The sequence below is a fragment of the Methylobacterium sp. 1973 genome (assembly GCF_040545035.1).
Lineage (GTDB): Bacteria > Pseudomonadota > Alphaproteobacteria > Rhizobiales > Beijerinckiaceae > Methylobacterium > Methylobacterium fujisawaense.
On sequence record NZ_JBEPLA010000005.1, the window covers coordinates 234,789 to 252,749 of the forward strand.

Annotated in this window: 20 protein-coding genes; 14 read left to right on the forward strand and 6 right to left on the reverse strand. The window is 70.8% G+C overall.

Going from position 1 to position 17,961, the window contains the following annotated elements; genetic code table 11:
* Positions 1–109 precede the first annotated feature (109 nt).
* Positions 110–448, forward strand: coding sequence for a P-II family nitrogen regulator (locus ABIC70_RS12335; protein ID WP_010683623.1), 339 nt, complete (start codon positions 110–112; stop codon positions 446–448).
* A gap of 81 nt (positions 449–529) precedes the next feature.
* Positions 530–2,029, forward strand: coding sequence for an ammonium transporter (locus ABIC70_RS12340; protein WP_043381174.1), 1,500 nt, complete (start codon positions 530–532; stop codon positions 2,027–2,029).
* Positions 2,030–2,184: 155 nt separating this feature from the next.
* Here ABIC70_RS12340 and ABIC70_RS12345 read toward each other — a convergent pair whose 3' ends face one another.
* The gene (locus tag ABIC70_RS12345; protein WP_354439794.1) at positions 2,185–3,354 is read right to left on the reverse strand and encodes a phosphoserine transaminase; all 1,170 of its coding nucleotides are present in this window, start codon (positions 3,352–3,354) and stop codon (positions 2,185–2,187) included.
* A gap of 352 nt (positions 3,355–3,706) precedes the next feature.
* Complete coding sequence (gene trmD, locus ABIC70_RS12350; RefSeq protein ID WP_043381166.1) at positions 3,707–4,456, reverse strand: tRNA (guanosine(37)-N1)-methyltransferase TrmD; 750 nt, start codon at positions 4,454–4,456, stop codon at positions 3,707–3,709.
* A gap of 75 nt (positions 4,457–4,531) precedes the next feature.
* Between trmD and ABIC70_RS12355 the strand changes: the two genes are divergently transcribed.
* Complete coding sequence (locus ABIC70_RS12355; RefSeq protein ID WP_354439795.1) at positions 4,532–5,251, forward strand: class I SAM-dependent methyltransferase; 720 nt, start codon at positions 4,532–4,534, stop codon at positions 5,249–5,251.
* Positions 5,252–5,258: 7 nt separating this feature from the next.
* On the opposite strand, the gene ABIC70_RS12360 is transcribed toward ABIC70_RS12355, so the two are convergent.
* Both ABIC70_RS12360 and ABIC70_RS12365 read right to left on the reverse strand, forming a co-directional pair.
* Positions 5,259–6,296 carry an aromatic ring-hydroxylating oxygenase subunit alpha gene (locus ABIC70_RS12360; protein WP_502916021.1) on the reverse strand — a complete coding sequence of 346 codons (1,038 nt, stop codon included), beginning with the start codon at positions 6,294–6,296 and terminating at the stop codon, positions 5,259–5,261.
* Between the two features lie 406 nt (positions 6,297–6,702).
* A complete protein-coding gene (locus ABIC70_RS12365; RefSeq protein ID WP_354439797.1) occupies positions 6,703–7,332 on the reverse strand; it encodes an ATPase in 630 nt (209 codons plus the stop codon).
* Positions 7,333–7,631: 299 nt separating this feature from the next.
* Between ABIC70_RS12365 and ABIC70_RS12370 the strand changes: the two genes are divergently transcribed.
* From ABIC70_RS12370 to ABIC70_RS12415, 10 genes are all read left to right on the forward strand, one after another.
* Positions 7,632–7,850, forward strand: a complete 219-nt coding sequence (locus ABIC70_RS12370) for a glutathione S-transferase (protein WP_043381159.1) — start codon at positions 7,632–7,634, stop codon at positions 7,848–7,850.
* Between the two features lie 18 nt (positions 7,851–7,868).
* Positions 7,869–9,431 carry a signal recognition particle protein gene (ffh, locus tag ABIC70_RS12375; protein WP_043349964.1) on the forward strand — a complete coding sequence of 521 codons (1,563 nt, stop codon included), beginning with the start codon at positions 7,869–7,871 and terminating at the stop codon, positions 9,429–9,431.
* Positions 9,428–9,760: a chorismate mutase gene (locus tag ABIC70_RS12380; protein WP_043349961.1), complete on the forward strand. Its 333-nt coding sequence runs from the start codon at positions 9,428–9,430 to the stop codon at positions 9,758–9,760. Before ffh ends, ABIC70_RS12380 begins: the two co-directional genes overlap by 4 nt.
* A gap of 7 nt (positions 9,761–9,767) precedes the next feature.
* A complete protein-coding gene (gene rpsP, locus ABIC70_RS12385; RefSeq protein WP_020092607.1) occupies positions 9,768–10,130 on the forward strand; it encodes a 30S ribosomal protein S16 in 363 nt (120 codons plus the stop codon).
* Positions 10,131–10,141: 11 nt separating this feature from the next.
* Positions 10,142–10,837: a ribosome maturation factor RimM gene (gene rimM, locus ABIC70_RS12390; protein ID WP_043349959.1), complete on the forward strand. Its 696-nt coding sequence runs from the start codon at positions 10,142–10,144 to the stop codon at positions 10,835–10,837.
* Positions 10,838–11,275: 438 nt separating this feature from the next.
* Positions 11,276–11,512, forward strand: a complete 237-nt coding sequence (locus ABIC70_RS12395) for a DUF6894 family protein (protein ID WP_043349956.1) — start codon at positions 11,276–11,278, stop codon at positions 11,510–11,512.
* Between the two features lie 86 nt (positions 11,513–11,598).
* Entirely contained in the window at positions 11,599–12,660 is a 1,062-nt protein-coding gene (locus tag ABIC70_RS12400; protein WP_043349954.1) for an MBL fold metallo-hydrolase, read from the forward strand.
* Between the two features lie 147 nt (positions 12,661–12,807).
* Positions 12,808–14,427, forward strand: a complete 1,620-nt coding sequence (locus ABIC70_RS12405) for an ABC transporter substrate-binding protein (protein WP_075380774.1) — start codon at positions 12,808–12,810, stop codon at positions 14,425–14,427.
* Between the two features lie 377 nt (positions 14,428–14,804).
* A complete protein-coding gene (gene lanM, locus ABIC70_RS12410) occupies positions 14,805–15,218 on the forward strand; it encodes a lanmodulin LanM (protein ID WP_043349950.1) in 414 nt (137 codons plus the stop codon).
* A gap of 370 nt (positions 15,219–15,588) precedes the next feature.
* Positions 15,589–15,915, forward strand: a complete 327-nt coding sequence (locus ABIC70_RS12415) for a hypothetical protein (RefSeq protein ID WP_043381150.1) — start codon at positions 15,589–15,591, stop codon at positions 15,913–15,915.
* A 73-nt stretch (positions 15,916–15,988) separates the two neighbouring features.
* Here ABIC70_RS12415 and pcaD read toward each other — a convergent pair whose 3' ends face one another.
* Positions 15,989–16,786 (reverse strand): 3-oxoadipate enol-lactonase, encoded by a 798-nt coding sequence (pcaD, locus tag ABIC70_RS12420; RefSeq protein WP_279899002.1) that lies wholly within the window; start codon positions 16,784–16,786, stop codon positions 15,989–15,991.
* 425 nt (positions 16,787–17,211) lie between these two features.
* Here pcaD and ABIC70_RS12425 point away from each other — a divergent pair, with 425 nt between their 5' ends.
* Positions 17,212–17,481 (forward strand): hypothetical protein, encoded by a 270-nt coding sequence (locus ABIC70_RS12425; protein ID WP_043381144.1) that lies wholly within the window; start codon positions 17,212–17,214, stop codon positions 17,479–17,481.
* Positions 17,482–17,533: 52 nt separating this feature from the next.
* Here ABIC70_RS12425 and ABIC70_RS12430 read toward each other — a convergent pair whose 3' ends face one another.
* Entirely contained in the window at positions 17,534–17,917 is a 384-nt protein-coding gene (locus ABIC70_RS12430) for a hypothetical protein (protein WP_354439798.1), read from the reverse strand.
* Positions 17,918–17,961: the final 44 nt, after the last annotated feature.

Sequence of the window (17,961 nt, forward strand, 5' to 3'; positions counted from 1 at the left end):
AGCGGCTTGCGACCGCGGGTCATCCCGAGCTTGCGGATGGTCCGGGCCGGGCCATCCCGCAGTCGGGTGACGGCAACGGTTCCCAAGGACTTCGAAGGGGGCGTCGCCCATGAAAATCGTGATGGCCATCATCAAGCCGTTCAAGCTCGAGGAGGTGCGCGACGCGCTCACCGGAATCGGCGTCCACGGCCTGACGGTGACGGAAGTGAAGGGCTATGGCCGCCAGAAGGGCCACACCGAGATCTACCGCGGCGCGGAATACGCGGTGAGCTTCCTGCCCAAGCTGAAGATCGAGGTCGCCGTCGCTTCCGACCTGACGTCCAGCGTGATCGACGCCATCGCCGGGGCTGCCCGCACCGGCCAGATCGGCGACGGCAAGATCTTCGTGATGCCGCTGGAGAAGGCGGTGCGCATCCGGACCGGCGAGACCGACGCCGACGCCCTCTGATCCGCGGCCCGGCGCGTCCGGGCCCGCCGATGTCGAGACCTTCTGACACAACACGGATTTAAGACCGGGAGCCACGTGCCCATGAAACTTCGTCATGCCCTCATGCTCGGCTTGGGAGGGGCGGCCATCGCCGCCCTCCTGATCGAGCCTTCCCTCGCACAGACGCCGACCCCGGAAGCCGCTTCGCCGCCGCCGTCGCCGATCCCCAACAAGGGCGACACGGCCTGGATGATGATCTCCTCGGCCCTGGTGCTGATGATGAGCATCCCCGGCCTCGCGCTGTTCTACGGCGGCCTCGTGCGCACCAAGAACATGCTGTCGGTGCTGACCCAGGTGTTCGCGATCGTGTCGATCGTCGGCCTGCTCTGGGTGTTCTACGGCTACAGCCTCGCCTTCACCAACGGCGGCGGCCTCAACGACTTCGTCGGCGGTCTCTCGAAGGCCTTCCTGAAGGGCATCGACGCGAACTCGACGGTGGCGACCTTCTCGAACGGCGTCGTGATCCCGGAATACGCCTATCTGTGCTTCCAGATGACGTTCGCCATGATCACGCCCGCGCTGATCGTCGGCGCCTTCGCCGAGCGGATGAAGTTCTCCGCGCTGGTGGTGTTCACGATCCTCTGGGTCACGATCATCTATTTCCCCATGGCCCACATGGTCTGGTACTGGGCCGGCCCGGACGCCGTCGGCAACGCCGCCAAGGCGCTGGCCGCCGCCACCGACGACGCCTCGAAGGCGACCGCCCAGGCGGCCCTCGACGCGGTCAACAAGGATGCCGGCTTCCTCTTCCAGAAGGGCGCCCTCGACTTCGCCGGCGGCACCGTGGTCCACATCAACGCGGGCATCGCGGGCTTCGTCGGCTGCCTGATCATGGGCAAGCGCATCGGTTACGGCCGCGACCTCCTCGCCCCGCACTCGCTGACCATGACCATGATCGGCGCCTCGCTGCTGTGGGTCGGCTGGTTCGGCTTCAATGCCGGCTCGAACCTCGAGTCCAACGGCACCGCCGCGCTGGCGATGCTCAACACCTTCGTGGCGACCTGCGGCGCCGCGGTGGCGTGGCTGTTCGCCGAGTGGGCGCTCAAGGGCAAGCCGTCGCTGCTCGGCATGCTGTCGGGCGCGGTCGCCGGCCTCGTGGCCGTCACCCCGGCCTCCGGCTTCGCCGGCCCGATGGGCTCGATCGTGCTCGGCCTCGTCGCCGGCGTGGTCTGCTTCGTGATGTGCTCCACCGTGAAGAACGCGCTGGGCTACGACGACTCCCTGGACGTCTTCGGCGTCCACTGCGTCGGCGGCATCCTGGGCGCGCTCGCGACCGGCATCCTGGTCGATCCGAACCTCGGCGGCGTCGGCATCCCCGACTACACCTCGAAGCCGGGCGAGCTGGCGGTCGGTGCCTACGACATGGTGAGCCAGGTCATCATCCAGGCGGAGGCGGTCGGCCTGACGCTCCTGTGGTCGGGCCTCGGCTCGGCGATCCTCTACAAGCTCGTCGACGTGACGATCGGCCTGCGTGTCACGCAGGAAGAGGAGCGCGAGGGCCTCGACATCGCCGATCACGGCGAGCGCGCCTACAATTACTGAGACGGGACGGCGCGGCCCTGCGGGGCCGCGTCCAGGCAAACGAAAACCCCGGCTCCGAAAGGGCCGGGGTTTTTTACGTCAGGCCGTCATCGCTTCGCTGCGCCGCGCTCGCGATGACGATGCGGGGCTGCGACCGGGCATCGACCCCGACGCTTTTACGCCGCCCGCGTCAGCGCCGCCTTCTCCTCCGCGAAGGCCCAGTCGAGCCAGGGCGTGAGCGCCTCCAGATCGGCGGTCTCCACGGTGGCGCCGCACCAGATCCGCAGGCCCGCCGGGGCGTCGCGATAGGCGCCGATGTCGAGGGCGACGCCCTCGCGGTCGAGGCGCTCCACGATCCCCGCCGCGAAGGCCGAGACCGCCGCATCGCCCCGGGCGAGCACGTCCGGATCGGCGATCACGAGGCAGACGCCGGTGTTGGAGTAGGTGGCGGGATCGACGGCCAGCGGCGCGATCCAGGGCGCCCGGGCGACCCAGTCGTAGATCGCCCGGGCGTTGGCGTCGGCCCGCGCGTGCAGCGCCGGCAGTCCGCCGATCCGCTCGGCCCAGTCCAGGGTGTCGAGGTAGTCCTCCACCGCCAGCATCGAGGGCGTGTTGATCGTGTCGCCCTTGAAGATGCCCTCGATCAGCTTGCCGTCCTTGGTGAGGCGGAAGATCTTCGGCAGCGGCCAGGACGGCGTGTGGCTCTCCAGCCGCGCCACGGCGCGGGGCGAGAGGATCAGCATGCCGTGCGCCGCCTCGCCGCCCATCACCTTCTGCCAGGAGAAGGTCACGACATCGAGCTTGTCCCAGGGCAGGGGTTGGGCGAAGGCCGCCGAGGTCGCGTCGCAGATCGTCAGGCCCTCGCGGTCCGCCGCGATCCAGGCGCCGTCCGGCACCTTCACCCCGGCTGCGGTGCCGTTCCAGGTGAAGACCACGTCGCTCCGCTGGGTGTCGATCGCCGCGAGGTCCGGCAGGATCCCGTAGGGCGTCTGGTGGATGCGGGGCGCGATCTTGAGCTGCTTCAGCGCGTCGGTGACCCATTCCTTGCCGAACGCCTCCCAGGCGGCGACCTCGACGGGCTTCGGCCCGAGCATCGTCCACATCGCCATCTCGACGGCGCCGGTGTCGGAGGCCGGCACGATGCCGATCCGGTACCTGGCGGGCACCTGCAGGACGGACCGCGTCAGGTCGATGGCCCGGGCGAGCTTGGCCTTGCCGAGGGGCGAGCGGTGCGACCGGCCCAGCGCGGCGTCGGCCAGGGCGGCCGGGGACCAGCCGGGCCGCTTGGCGCAGGGGCCGGAGGAGAAATGAGGCACGCGCGGGCGCTGCGTGGGGCGGCTAGTCATGACGGATCCATCCTTGCAGAGGGACGCTCCTCCGCGGGGAGACGTGTCCCGGCTCGCGCATGCGCCGAAACCCGCCGGCTTGCAAGCGCTTGTTCCGTCAGCAGTCTTCGCGTCGATGCCCCTGCCCGGGACAATGCGTCGAGACGCGGGGAACAGTCGATTAATCCAGGCCCGTTAGCCTTAATGCGGTGCCGCGTTGCGTTTGAGGTGCGCCGATGTCTTTCCACAGCGCCGCGATATTGGCGATTTGGTCAGTTCTTCTCTTGGTTATTGGGGCCTTAATACCCCGCGTCGTGCTGGCGAGCCGGACGCCGCGGCTCGTGCCGCAGCCGCTGCAGCTCGATCCCTTGGATTACGACCGCGACGGCCCGGTGATCGACCTCGAGCCGGCCTGACCGGGGTCGCCCCCGGCGCGCAGGTCCGGGCGCCGCTCGGCGGTGATCCGCTCGGCTTCCGCCCGACGCCAGCGGGCGATGGCGGCATGGTTGCCGCCGGAGAGGACGTCCGGGATCGCGCGTCCCTCCCACGCGCGGGGCCGCGTGTAGTGCGGATATTCCAGAAGGCCGCCCTCGAAGCTCTCCTCGACGCCGGATTCCATCTTGCCCATCACGCCCGGCAGGAGCCGCACGCAGGCGTCGAGCACCACCAGGGCGGCGATCTCGCCGCCGGACAGGACGTAGTCGCCGATCGAGACTTCCTCCAGGCCGCGTCCGGCGATCACGCGCTCGTCGACGCCCTCGAAGCGGCCGCAGACGATCAGCGCGCCCGGTCCCGCCGCGAGGTCGCGGACGCGGGCCTGGGTGAGCGGCCGGCCGCGCGGCGACATCAGCAGGCGCGGGCGCGGATCCTCCGCCCCGGTCGCGGCGTCGATGGCGGCGCCGAGCACGTCGCAGCGCAGCACCATCCCGGCGCCGCCGCCGGCCGGCGTGTCGTCCACGGAGCGGTGGCGGCCGAGGCCGTGCGCGCGGATGTTGCGGGCCTCCAGGGTCCAGTCGCCGCGCGCCAGGGCATCGCCCGACAGGGAGACGCCCAGCGGGCCCGGGAACATCTCCGGATAGAGGGTGAGGATCGTGGCCCGCCAGGGCGTGTCCGCGCGTGTCATGGCGCTTGATGGCGTGCCGGGTGCGGCACGGTCAACGGACCCGGCACCGTCGGGGCCCCCCGCGGGTTGTCGGCCATGATCCGTGCCCTCGCTGTCCTCTCCGTCGCCCTGGCCGGCCCGGCCCTCGCCGCCGAGCCGCTGGGCCCCCCGGGTGCGCCTGCGGGCGCCTTTCCCAGGCCCGACCGGCCGGTGGCCGAGATCGTCGCGCCGCGCTGGTCCTCGGAGGCCGAGCGGGACAAAGCCGGCGAGTTCGAGCAGGTCGCCAAGGGGATGGGCATCGCCCCCGGCGAGACCGTGGCGGATATCGGCGCCGGCAGCGGCTACTACGTGGTGCGGCTGAGCCCCCGGGTCGGGTCGGCGGGCCGCGTGCTCGCCGAGGACGTGACGCCCGCCTACCTGTCGGCCCTGGAGACGCGGGTGAAGGCGCTGAAAAACGTCACGGTGGTGCGGGGCGAGCCCCATGATCCGCGCCTGCCGCCGGCCTCGGTGGATGCGGCGATCCTCGTGCACATGTACCACGAGATCACCCAGCCCTTCGGCCTGCTCCACAATCTCGCTGCGGCGATGCGTCCTGGCGGCCGCGTCGGGATCGTGGATGCCGACGCGATCCCCTCGCGGCACGGCACCCCGCCGGCGCTCCTGCGCTGCGAACTCGCCGCCGCCGGCTATCGGGAGACCGGCTTCCAGCCGCTGACCGACGGGGCCTATCTGGCGGTCTTCGCGGCGCCCGCGCCGGAGGCGCGCCCGAAGCCGGAGGCGATCCGTCCCTGCCGGGACGACGCGACGGCGCGCTAGACGCGCCTCAGGAGCGCCAGCGCAGCTCGCGGCGCTCCAGCGGGTTGACGAACGGGCGCCCGTCGCGGGCCGATTCCAGGGCCTCGCGCTTCAGCCGGAAATACCATTGCGAGGGCAGGTCGCCCTGGCCGAACAGGACCATGGTGGGCTTGCGGTCGAGCCCGTCCTGCGCGTGCTGAAGCACCTGCTGGTCCTGGGTGAGGAACTGCCGCATCAGCGGGCGCGCCACCGGCTTGAGCAGGTTCAGAGCCGGCATGCTCCAGTAGAGGGCGTTGGTGAGCAGCGTCCGGTCCGGCGTCAGCGGCGTCGCGAAGGTGTAGTTCGCCACCCGCTTCTCACCCGCGCGGATGCGCTCCAGCCGCACGCCGGGCAGGCGGAACTCGATCTCCACCTCGGGGACGCCGCCGAGCAGGCGGTAGACCGGCGAGCTCGTCGTGGTGGCGTGGCTCGTCATCACGAAGCCGTGGGGCACCGGCTGGAAGGTCTTCACCTTCTCGCGGAGCTGCTTCGAGGGCCGGAACCACCACGAATCGTGGACGAAGGCGACGTGCCCGGGATCGACGAGGCTCAGGGTGGTGAGGTCGAAGGAGGCCTCGACCACGAGTTCGACCACGAGGGAGCCGGCCGGCGCGAAATCCAGTGTGGGCATCTCCGGCACAGCCCCGGTGGCGGGACCGATATGCGGGTTGACCCAGAGGAAGCCGGCGCTCTCGCGGATGGGGAAGCGCTGCACCTGGATGCGGGAGAAGTCGGCCGCGTCGTGCTCCGACAGGGTCGGGACATCGCGGCAGCGCCCGTCCGTGCCGAAGCGCCAGCCGTGGAACGGGCACATCAGGGTATCGCCGTCGAAGCGGCCCTTCGACAGGGCCATGCCGCGATGGGGGCAGCGGTCGCGCAGCGCGAAGGGCGTGCCGTCGGGGGCGCGGCCCAGCACGATCTGCTCGCCGTTGAGTTCCACGGCCCGCAGGCCCGTCCGGCTGCCTGCCGTGCCGAGGCTCCGGGCCTGCCCGACGCAGTACCACGCATTGCCCAGAGGCTGGCGCATCGCGTCGGGATCGAGCGCGGCCTCGTCGGCGGGACGTTGCGGATTGGCGAAGGGCGCGTTCAAGGCGGTACGGGCTGACCTCGGGGCACCCGTCATACGCCCCGCCGGAGATGCGGGGAAGCGCGGGCCGGGAGAGGACAAACGGGCGCAGGCGCGGGGCTTCACAAGCCGGGCGCGGCCACTTACCTTCGCGTCACCCGCAACCAACGAAAGGAGGTGATCCAGTGTCTCATTGTCATCAGCCGTGTGTCTCGGCTCATCGGACCTGGACCGTCGCCTCCGGCGCGTCGCTCTAAGACGCGTCAGAGACCCGATCTCGGGACAGTTCCGCCGGACAGCACGGTTCGGCAATGGAAGGGCCACCCTCGCGGGTGGCCCTTCGTCGTTTCGGGGTTCGGATGCCGCGTCAGCGCCGCTGGGACTGGAACAGCGGCTGGGCCAGCGCCTCGGTCCGGGCACGCCACAGGTCGCGCTCCTCGCGCAGGGCATCGCGCTCGCCGACCAGGGTCAGCCGCTCGGACCGCAGGGCGTCGCGGTCCGCAAGCGCCCGGTCGCGCTCGGCGCGCATCTCCTCGCGCTCGATCCGGAAGCGTTCCCGCTCCCCGCGGAACTCCTCGCGCTCGATGCGGATCTCTTCCTGCTCGGCCCGCAGATCCTCCAGCGAGCCGATCTCGTCGCGGATGTGCTCGCGCAGGGTCCGGATCTCCTCGGCCAGGATCGCCTGCAACTCGTCCTGGCGCCCGGCTTCCACGCGGAGCTTGGCCTTGAGCATCAGGTTCTCGGCCATCAGCTCGGCGATGTCGGGATCCTCGGTCGCCGCCCGCGGCGCCTCGGGGGCCGGCACGACCCGGGGCGACCACGCCGCCTCTCCGCCGCGGACCCGCTTCGGTTCCGGCTGGGCCTCGGCCGGCCGCGCGTCGCCGTGCGTCTCCGCCGGCGCGTGGGCCTTCATCGCCGCCAGCCAGTCGCGGAGCGGGCCGGTGGCGGGGAAGCTGCCGGACTCGGTCGGCGAGAGGGAGCGGGCGGGTTCCGACATCGGAGGGCGTCCTGAGCGAATATGGCACGAAGACAATCCGAACATGCTTAACGTTCGGTAAAGCCGCACTTCGATCGGCCGCTCATTCCGGCACGCCGCCGCCGGCGGCGGGGCCGGAAAATTGACTTTCCGGCCGTGTACCGCTACGCCCCGCCCTCCCGATCCGTTGCAGATCGACCGATGCCAAGCCGACCGGTCCCATGAGACCGGAGGTCAACGCCCGACAGCGCGTCCGCGCCCTCGGGCGCGATGGGTGTTGGCCGATTCGCGGCGACGGGATCCGCCGGCCGAGGCATCCCATGACGCGCGATCAAGAAGCGTTGAACATCGAGGACGCGATCAACGAGACCTGCCCGTGGTCGGGCAAGCCGATCTCGGCGGATTCGCTGACCCTCTACAACGGGGCCGTGGTCGGCTTCTGCAACCCGGAGTGCCGGGACAAGTTCGCGAGCGCGGTGCGCGGCTTCGAGGCGGCCCTGCAGGCCCGCCGCGTCGAGCGCGCCGGGCTCGAACAGTGACGGCGGGGCTCTAGGATCATGTTCGAAGGCCTGTCCGACCGCCTCTCCGGCATCCTCTCGGGGCTGACGCGCCGCGGCGCGCTCACCGAGGCCGACGTCACCGCCGCCATGCGCGAGGTGCGGCGCGCCCTGCTGGAGGCCGACGTCGCCCTGGAGGTGGTCCGCGGCTTCACCGACCGGGTGAAGGAGAAGGCCGTCGGCGCCGTCGTGCTGAAGTCGGTGACGCCCGGCCAGATGGTCGTGAAGATCGTCAACGACGAGCTCGTGGCGATGCTCGGCACCGATGCCGAGACCGTGGACCTCAACGCCCCCGCGCCGGTGCCGATCCTGATGGTCGGCCTGCAGGGCTCGGGCAAGACCACCACCACCGCCAAGATCGCCCGCCGCCTCTCCGACCGCGAGAAGCGCAAGGTGCTGCTCGCCTCCCTCGACACGCGCCGCCCGGCTGCCATGGAGCAGCTCGCGGTGCTGGCCAAGCAGGTCGGCGTCGAATCCCTGCCGATCATCGCCGGCCAGTCGGCGGTGCAGATCGCCAAGCGCGCCATGGACGCCGCCCGCCTCGGCGGCTTCGACGTGGTGATGCTCGACACCGCCGGCCGCACCACGGTGGACGAGGGCCTCATGGCCGAGGCCGCCGAGGTGAAGGCCGCGACCCGGCCGCACGAGGTGCTGCTGGTCGCCGACGCGCTCACCGGCCAGGACGCGGTCAACACCGCCCGCGCCTTCGACGAGCGGCTCGGCGTCACCGGCATCGTGCTGACCCGTATGGACGGCGATTCCCGCGGCGGCGCGGCGCTCTCCATGCGCGCGGTCACCGGCAAGCCGATCAAGCTCGTCGGCGTCGGCGAGAAGGTCGACGCCCTGGAGGAGTTCCATCCGGCCCGCGTCGCCAACCGCATCCTCGGCATGGGCGACATCGTCTCGCTGGTCGAGAAGGCGGCCGAGACCATCGACCACGAGCAGGCGCTCCGCACCGCGGAGAAGATGCGCAAGGGCAAGTTCGATCTCGAGGACTTGTCGATGCAGCTCGCCCAGATGGAGAAGATGGGCGGCATCGGTGGCCTGATGGGCATGCTGCCCGGCATGGGCGCGATCAAGAAGCAGGTCGAGGGCGCCAACCTCGACGAGAAGATGTTCAAGCGCCAGCGGGCGATCATCTCGTCGATGACCCCGCAGGAGCGGAAGAACCCCGACCTCCTCAAGAACAGCCGCAAGAAGCGCATCGCGGCGGGCTCGGGGGTCGATGTCTCCGAGATCAACAAGCTGCTCAAGATGCACCGGACCATGGCCGACATGATGAAGGCGATGGGCCAGGGCAAGCGCGGGATCGGGCAGGCGCTCGGTTCGATGTTCGGCCTCGGCGGCGGTGGGATGGGCGGCGGCATGCCCGGCTTGCCCCCCGGCATGCCGGAGCCGACGCCGGAGCAGATCGCGCAGCTTGAGAAGCAGTTCGGCGGCAAGCTGCCGCCGATGCCGCCGGGCTTGGGCGGGGGCGGAATGCCTAAGCTTCCCGGACTTCCGGGCCTGGGCGGTCCGAAGCTGCCGGGTCTCGGTGGGTTCATGCCGGGGAAGAAGAAATGAGCATCCTCTCCGCTCAAGCCGTCGATCCCGAACTCGCGCGCCTGCGGGAGAGCATCGACAATTTCGATGCGGCGCTGATCCATCTCCTCGCCGAGCGCTTCCGCTGCACGCAGCGGGTCGGCGAGCTCAAGGCCCGAAAGGGGATCCCCCCTTCCGATCCGGACCGGGAGGCCCGTCAGGTCGCCCGGCTCCGCAAGCTCGCGGTCGAGGCCAAGCTCGACCCCGACTTCGCCGAGAAATTTCTGGCCTTCGTGGTCAAGGAAGTCATTCGGCACCACCAGTCGATCAAGGCGGACCACGAGTCCCAGATCGAGCAACAGCGAAAGTAGTCAGACCATGGCCCTCAAGATCCGTCTCACCCGCGGTGGCGCCAAGAAGCGCCCGTACTACCGCATCGTCGTCGCCGACGCCCGCGCCCCCCGCGACGGCCGCTTCATCGACAAGGTCGGCGCCTACGACCCGATGAAGGCCAAGGACGATCCGGCCCGCATCGTGCTCGACAACGAGAAGATCCAGAGCTGGCTCGCCAAGGGCGCGCAGCCGACCGACCGCGTCCTGCGCTTCCTCGACCAGGCCGGTCTCGCCAAGCGCCCGACCCGCAACAACCCGCAGAAGGCCGAGCCGGGCGAGAAGGCCAAGGAGCGTGCCGCCAAGCGCGCCGAGAAGGCCGCGGCGCCCGCCGAGGACGCCGCCGCGTAAGGCGCCCGATCATGGCGCGCCGCCCCGCAGGTTCCACGCCCCGCGACGGCGGCCGCCGCGGCCGCACGAGCTCGGCGATCGGCAAGATCGCCCCCGATGCGGCGACCTCGCCCAAGGCGCCGGCCCCCAAGCCGGCGCCGCTCCCCGTGCCGCCCGATCCGAACCTCGTCCTGCTGGGCGAATTCGGGCGGGCGCACGGCCTCAACGGCGAGGTGAGGCTCAAATCCTACACCGGCGATCCGCGGGCGATCGCCGGCTACGGCGCCCTGCTAACCGCGGACGGACGGTCGTTGACGCTCGCCGACGTGCGTCTCGCCCCCGGTTCATCACCCGACATGCTGATCGCCCGGGTGAAGGGCGTCTCCGGCCGCAGCGCCGCCGAGGCGCTCAACCGCGTCGCCCTGTTCATCCCCCGCGACCGCCTGACGGCCCCCGAGGACGACGACGAGGTCTATACGGCCGACCTGATCGGCGCCACGGCGGTGGACGAGGCCGGGACACTCGTCGGGACGATCGTGGCCGTGCCGAACTACGGTGGCGGCGATCTTCTGGAACTGCGCCCTCCGAACGGCGGCGCCACGGCGCTCCTGCCCTTCACCAAGGCCTTCGTGCCGGTGCTCGACATGGCGCAGCGCCGCGTCACCGTGGCGGCGCCGGAGGATCTGTTCGCGCCCCCGGGCGAGAAGCCCGCCGACGATCCCGGCTGAAGGGTCGGGCGCGGCCTGTCGAACGGTCGTCGCCCGATCGAGGCAGCCCGTGCCCTCGCTCGTCCGGGCCGGGACGTCCGCGCCGGACGCGGCTCCGTTAGTTTTCTCCCGCGAATCTCTCTCGCGGTTCTCTCGTGCGCCGAGCCGGCCCTCGGAACGGGCCCAACCCGGGCCAACGCGCTGCCCATCGGCGCTGCGGCGGCGGATCTCCAGGCCGCCCTTCATCCCGAAAAAAGCTCGTCGGTTTCAGGTCCAGGACGGGCGCAATCCACCGGACGGGCCCTTCGCCGGACTGCCCGATGCGCACCCTCCGGCCGTCGCAGCGGCGGCGTCGGCCGAGCGACCGAGCGGCCTCAAAACCTGAAATTTAAGGCATCATTAACCATAGCAAGACCAATCTTCTCGGCGAACGACTTCTCTTTGAGACGCTTCGAGCCGATGCCCCGCTTCTTCATCGACCTGCACGACGGCTCGCAGCCGATCCATGACGAGGTCGGGTTCGACCTGCCGGACCTCCCCGCCGCCCGCGCCAAGGTGACCCGCATCATGTCGGCGATCGCCCGCGACATGCTGCCGGATGTCGAGCGTCAGGACTATGTCGCCTGCGTCCGCGACGGCGTCGGCAAGATCGTCTACCGGGCGCGCCTGTCGCTCGCCGCCGAGATGGTGGAGTGAGCCGGCGGCGTCCCGCAGGCGCCTGAGGCTCCCCGTCGCGCCACCCGGGCGCTTGACCGGCCCCCGGATCCGGCCATCTCGGATCCATGAAACGGCGCAGCCTGCTCACGGTCGCGAGTGCGGCCACGGTCATGACGCTCGGCGGTGTCGGCTATGCCGCGCACCGGCGCGGCCGGAATCCCTATTACCGCGGCCCGACCTCCGACCATTTCGACGGTCTGCGGTTCTTCCTGCCGGAGCAGGCCACCGACAAGGCGCTGTCCGACGTGCTGCGCTGGCAGGCCAAGCGGCAGCGCGAGCCCTGGCCGAAGAGTTTTCCCAGCCCCTATCCCGCCGACCGGCCGCCCGAGCGCGTGGCGGGCCTGCGGGTCGTGCTGATCGGCCATGCGAGCTACCTCGTGCAGGTCGCCGGCCGGAACATCCTGATCGATCCGGTTTTCGCCAAGCGTGCGAGCCCGGTCCGGTTCGCCGGGCCGAAGCGCGTCAACCCGCCGGGCATCGCCTTCGCCGACCTGCCGCCCATCGATGCGGTGCTGGTCACCCACAATCACTACGACCATCTCGATGGGCCGAGCCTCGCCCGGATCTGGCAGGCGCACCAGCCGCTGATCGTGGCGCCGCTGGGCAACGACACGATCCTGCGCGGCTACGACGACACGATGCATGTCGAGACCCGCGACTGGGGGCAGTCGGTCGATCTCGGCGACGGCCTGCAGGTCCATCTCGTGCCCGCCAACCACTGGTCGGCCCGGGGCGTGAACGACCGGCGGATGGCGCTGTGGTGCGCCTTCGTGATCACCTCGCCCCGCGGCGTGCATTACCACGTCGGCGATACCGGCTTCGGCGACGGATCGCTCTTTTCCGACATACGGGCCCGCTTCGGGCCGCCCCGCCTCGCGACGCTGCCGATCGGGGCCTACGAGCCGCGCTGGTTCATGCAGGCCCAGCATGTCGATCCGGCCGAGGCGGTGAGGGCCTTCGCGCTGCTCGGCGCCGAGCAGGCCCTCGGCCACCACTGGGGCACGTTCCAACTCACCGACGAGGGCGTCGAGCGGCCCGCGGAGGCGCTGACGGCCGCCCTCGGCGGGGCCGGCATCGCGCCCGGGCGGTTCCTCGCCCTCAGACCCGGCCAGGTCTGGGAGGTCTGACCGGAGCAGACCCGGGGCCCGGCCCGTCGGGCATGATGCATGCATCATTCGGTGTGCCGCATGGGGGCACGGTCCGGACAGCGCCGCCGCGCGCCTGAAGGCGTGTGCCGCGCCCTGCGACGCCCGCGCCTTCAGCCGAGAGACACGATGGACCCGATCAAGCCGACACGCCGATCCCTGATGGCCGGGGGCGTCGCCCTCGCCGCGCTCGGGGCGGCGGGCCGGGCCGGCGCGCAGGGCGCGGCCCCCGGCACCCTGACCTACGGCATCTCGATGACCGACCTGCCGCTCACCACCGGTCAGCCCGACCGGGGGGCCGGCGGCTACCAGTTCACCGGCCTGACCCTCTACGATCCCCTGGTCGCCTGGGAACTCGACGTCGCGGACCGGCCGGGCCGGATGGTGCCCGGGCTCGCCACCGCCTGGGAGGCCGATCCGGCCGATCCCAAGGTCTGGACCTTCCACCTGCGGGAGGGCGTGGCCTTCCACGACGGCTCGACCTTCGATGCCGACGCGGTGATCTGGAACTTCGACAAGGTGCTGAACAAGGAGGCGCCGCATTTCGACCAGCGGCAGGCCGCCCAGGTCCGGCCGCGCCTGCCCGGGGTCGCGAGCTACCGGAAGCTCGACGCGAAGACCGTCCAGGTCGTCACGAAGACGCCCGACAGCCTGTTCCCCTACCAGATGCTCTGGTTCCTGATCTCATCGCCGGCGCAGTACGAGAAGGTCGGGAAGGACTGGGCGAAGTTCGCCTTCGACCCCTCGGGGACCGGGCCGTTCCGGCTGGGGCAGCTGGTGCCGCGGGTGCGCCTCGAGTTGCTGCCGAACGTCGGCTACTGGAACCCGAAGCGGGTCCCGAAGCTCGCGAAGCTGACCCTCACCTGCGTGCCCGAGGATCTCGCCCGGGTGAACGCGCTCCTGTCGGGCAGCGTCGACCTGATCGAATCGCCCGCGCCCGACGCGGTGCCGCGCCTGAAGGCCGCCGGCATGCGGGTGGTGGGCAACGAGACGCCCCATGTCTGGAACTACCACCTGTCTATGCTGGAGGGCTCTCCCTGGCGCGACCTGCGCCTGCGCAAGGCCGCCAACCTCGCCATCGACCGCGCGGGCGTCGTCGAACTGATGGGCGGCCTCGCCCAGCCGGCCGTCGGGCAGGTGCAGGAATCGAGCCCGTGGTTCGGCAAGCCGAGCTTCAAGATCAAGACCGACGTGGATCAGGCCCGCAAACTCGTCGAGGAGGCCGGCTACTCGGTCAAGAACCCCGTGAAGGCCACGGTGCTGATCCCGACCGGGGGGACGGGGCAGATGCTGTCGCTGCCGATCAACGAGTTCGTCCAGCAGAGCTGGGCGGAGGTCGGCATCCAGGTGGAGTTCAAGACCGTCGAGCTGGAGGTGGCCTACACCGCGTGGCGCCAGGGCGCCGCGGATCCGAGCCTCAAGGGCGTGAGCGCCGGCAACATCGCCTACGTCACCTCGGACCCGTTCTACGCGATCCTGCGCTTCTACGATTCGCGGCAGATCGCCCCGAACGGGGTGAACTGGAGCCATTACCGCAATCCCGAGGTCGACGCCCTCTGCGACAAGGTCAAGGCGAGCCTCGATGTGGCTGAGCAGAACAGGCTGCTGGCGCGCATCCACGAGATCGTCGTCGACGATGCCGTGCAGGTCTGGGTGGTCCACGACACCAATCCGCACGCGCTTTCGCCGCGGGTGAAGAACTACATCCAGGCGCAGCACTGGTTCCAGGATCTCGCGACCCTCGCCTGACCGGACGTGCGGTGAGGATTGTCCCGGGCGGCGGTCCCGCGGCCGCTTAGGGCTTTCGGGATCCGTCTTGCCGGGCGGAGCGGCGCCCCGTGCTGTCCCGCCGGGGCGCCGGCGCCTCTCTCGCGGATCGCCCGGGCCGCCGGCCGTGATTCGGTAAAGCTCCGATGATTCGGCCCGGCGACGGATACTGAAACGCGCCGCCGCGCGCCGTCCGGCGACTATGCGCTCTCTTCAGGGGTCGGCTGCAGCCGGCCCCTTTCTCTATGTCTGTGCCCTCTGAGCCGCACCGATCTGCCCCCGGGGCGCAATTTCGCACTTGCAGCATGAGGAGTCGGCGACTAGGAAGATCGGGCATAATTTTTCGGGAGCATCTGGCAATGACCCTTCGTTTCATCAGTGGCTTCGCGGCAGTGACCCTCGCGGTGTGCGGCCTCTCTGCTCCGGCCGCGCTGGCGAAGCCGATGGGCGGAGCGAGCGCCGTCAAGATGATCGACACCGACAACGACGGCACCGTCGACATGAAGGAAGTGGAGGCGGTGGCCTCCGCGACCTTCGATCGTCTCGAGAAGGACGCCGACGGGACCCTCGACGCCCGCGAGCTGAAGGGCCGCCTCAGCCAGGCCGGCGTGAAGCGGGCCGATCCGGACAGCGACGGCACCCTCGACAAGAAGGAGTACCTCGCGGCGGTCGGCGAGCGCTTCAAGATGGCCGATCCGGACAATGACGGCACCCTCGATGCCAAGGAGCTGAACTCCAAGGCCGGCAAGGCTCTCATCGCCCTCATCAAGTAAAACGGGCCGGTCGCTCCCAGTGGAGCACCGATGAGAAGGGCTCCCGCGGAGATGGCCGCGGGAGCCCTTCTGCGTTCGACAGGGCCTTCACCTTCGCGCGGGGCTCTGCAGGACCGATTCTGCACGTAAAAGTTGTGGTTAACCACGGGTAAATTCGCAGCCCCATCCTCAACCCGGTTCGGCTGCGGCCCGAAAATCCTCTATCCCCCGTCCCCTGTTCCCGCCCTGCAGCCAGGTCCCGGACGGGCCTGCCCGATAGCCGCGCGGCGCAATCGGGCTGCGACGCTCGACCGCTCATGGACGGCCCGGAGGCCGGTTGACGCTTCTCAACCTGTGAGTGCAACCTCACGATGGTTGAGGGGCCAAGACGATGCGCAACGACCCACCGGAAGACGGAGCGAACAGGTTCGGGCTCGCGGATCTGTGCGCCATCGCGGAGGCGCCGCACGGGGACGCCGCACGGCCATCGGCGGAGGATGCGCCCGCCCTGGGCGCCGAAGGGGACGGGCAGGCCGCCGATGCGGGCGCCGCGGACCTGCTCGGCGAGATCGGCGACACGCTGATCGTCGCCTATCGTCTGGCGGTTCAGGACGGCGATCCGACGACCGTGACCCTTATCCGACAGGCCCTGCTGCATACCGGGCGTCGGCTGGCGCGGGGGATGTCGCCCGCGGAAGCCGGCCTATCCTGTCACTGAAACGGGATTCCCGCGGCAACCGGTCGATGCGGCGCTGCCCGCCATCATCGACCGGAGCGGCCCGGAGGGCTGCCTAGGCGTCCCGCGACGCGCGGTCGAGGAAGGCCCGCAGATAGCCTCCGACGGCCTCGGCGCGCTCGACGGCCAGCAGATGGGCGGCGTGGGGCAGGACGAGGAGTTCGGCCTGGGCGATGCCGGCGCAGATCTCCTCGGCCATGGCCGGGGGTGTCGAAGGGTCGTCGCGCCCGGCGATCACCAGGGTCGGCGCGGTGATCGCGGAGAGCGCCGGCCGGAGATCCATGCACCCGATCGCCCCGCAGCACACCGCGTAGCCCGCCGGATCGCAGGCGACGAAGCGTTCACGGATCGCCTGGATCGCCGCAGGATCGCGCTGCGCGAAGCCGGGCGTGAACCAGCGCCCGAGCGTCGCCTCGACCACGGCCGCCAGTCCCCGGGCGCGAACGGTCGCGGCGCGCTCCTCCCAGCTCTGCGGGCTCGGCATGTGGGCCGCCGTCGCCATCAGGGTGGCGCTGAGCGCGCGTTCGGGCTCGGCGCTCGCGAGGGCCTGCACGGTCATGCCGCCGAGGGAGAGGCCCACCAGATGGGCCCTGCCGATTCCGAGGGCGTCGAGCAGCCCCGCGAGGTCACCGGCCAGATCCGTCACCGTGATGGGCTGATCCCGGGTTTCCGAGCCGCCGTGGCCGCGCGTGTCGTAGCGCAAGGTGCGGTAGCGCCCGGTCAGGGCCGGCACAAGCGCGTCCCACATCTCCAGGGTCGCACCCAGCGAGTTCGAGAATGCGACGGCGGGAGCGCCTTCCGGCCCCTCGAGGAGGTAGCGGAACCCGATCCCTCCGACTGTGATCTGCGGCATGCGGTTGTCTCCGTCCAAGGTCTTCGCGAGGGCCTTCGCGCGAGGTCTTCGCAGATGTCACGCCGGCGCGATGTCGGCGCCGACGCGCGCGCGGGGGCCTGTGCCGGCGCGGCAGCGTCACGGGGGCGTCACGGGGGCGGACGAGCCGGCCTGCGCCGCGGGTGCGGCGGCGGGGCGGTCATGCGATGGCACAGCGTCCGCGGGCATACGGTCTCCCTGTCGTCCATGCGAAACAATTGCGCGGCGGCACGATCCGTTATGGGCGTCGCACCGGACGCGGCCCACCGGATCCGCCCGGGCGCGGATGACGATGCCGCGAGCCCCCCGGCGCCGGCACGGATCGGGGTGCTGCCTTCAACATGGGTCAATGCACCGGCGGGGGAAACGTCCGACAACGAGCGCCGCGAGGCAGGAGGAGACGAGCGATGCACGACCCTTCGACTGGCGATGCCGCGATCCGACCGGCGGAGTTCTGGGACACGGTGGCCGGGCTTGTGACCGCCAAGGTCGAGCCGGTGATCGGCCGGGGCGACCGGCAGCGGGGTCCGGTGATCGACTACCTGCGCGACCTGGAAGCCCTGGCACGGCGGCAATGCGGCAGCCGCGAGACGGTCCAGATCATCGCCTCGGGCCGGCGGCTTCTCGGCGACCGCAGCGAGATCGGGCCGTCGGATGGTCCGTTCACCCACGCCTGAACGCGGCGCCCGGCGCCGCGCCTGATCGCGCGACGGATGGCCGGGCGGCTCGTCAGAAGCGCCCGCGGCGCGGCGGCTGAAGGGGCGCCGCGCGCGCCATCCGTGACCGGATCAGGTAGATCGCCCCCGCCACCACCCAGGCGGCGCAGGTCGGCGCCACCCATTGCTGCAGGTTCGGCAGCGACCACCCGTACAGGAACTCGGCGCCGAGATGCGCCTGCACGGCATCCCAGCCGGCATGCTTGAGGTCGTGTTCCCGCTGCCCGGCCTCGCGGCCATAGTAATAGGTCGAGACCGCCAGCGCCGCGATGCCTTCGGGGCGGGGACTGCGCAGCAGGATCAGCGCGGCCGCCAGGCCGGCAGTCTCGAGGGTGGCCGTCAGGGCGTGGCTCATCGCGGGGTTCGCGACCATGAAGGCGACAAGCGTTCCGAGCATGGGCCGCCCTTACACCCATCGGGGCCGCCCGTCTCCGCAGCCTG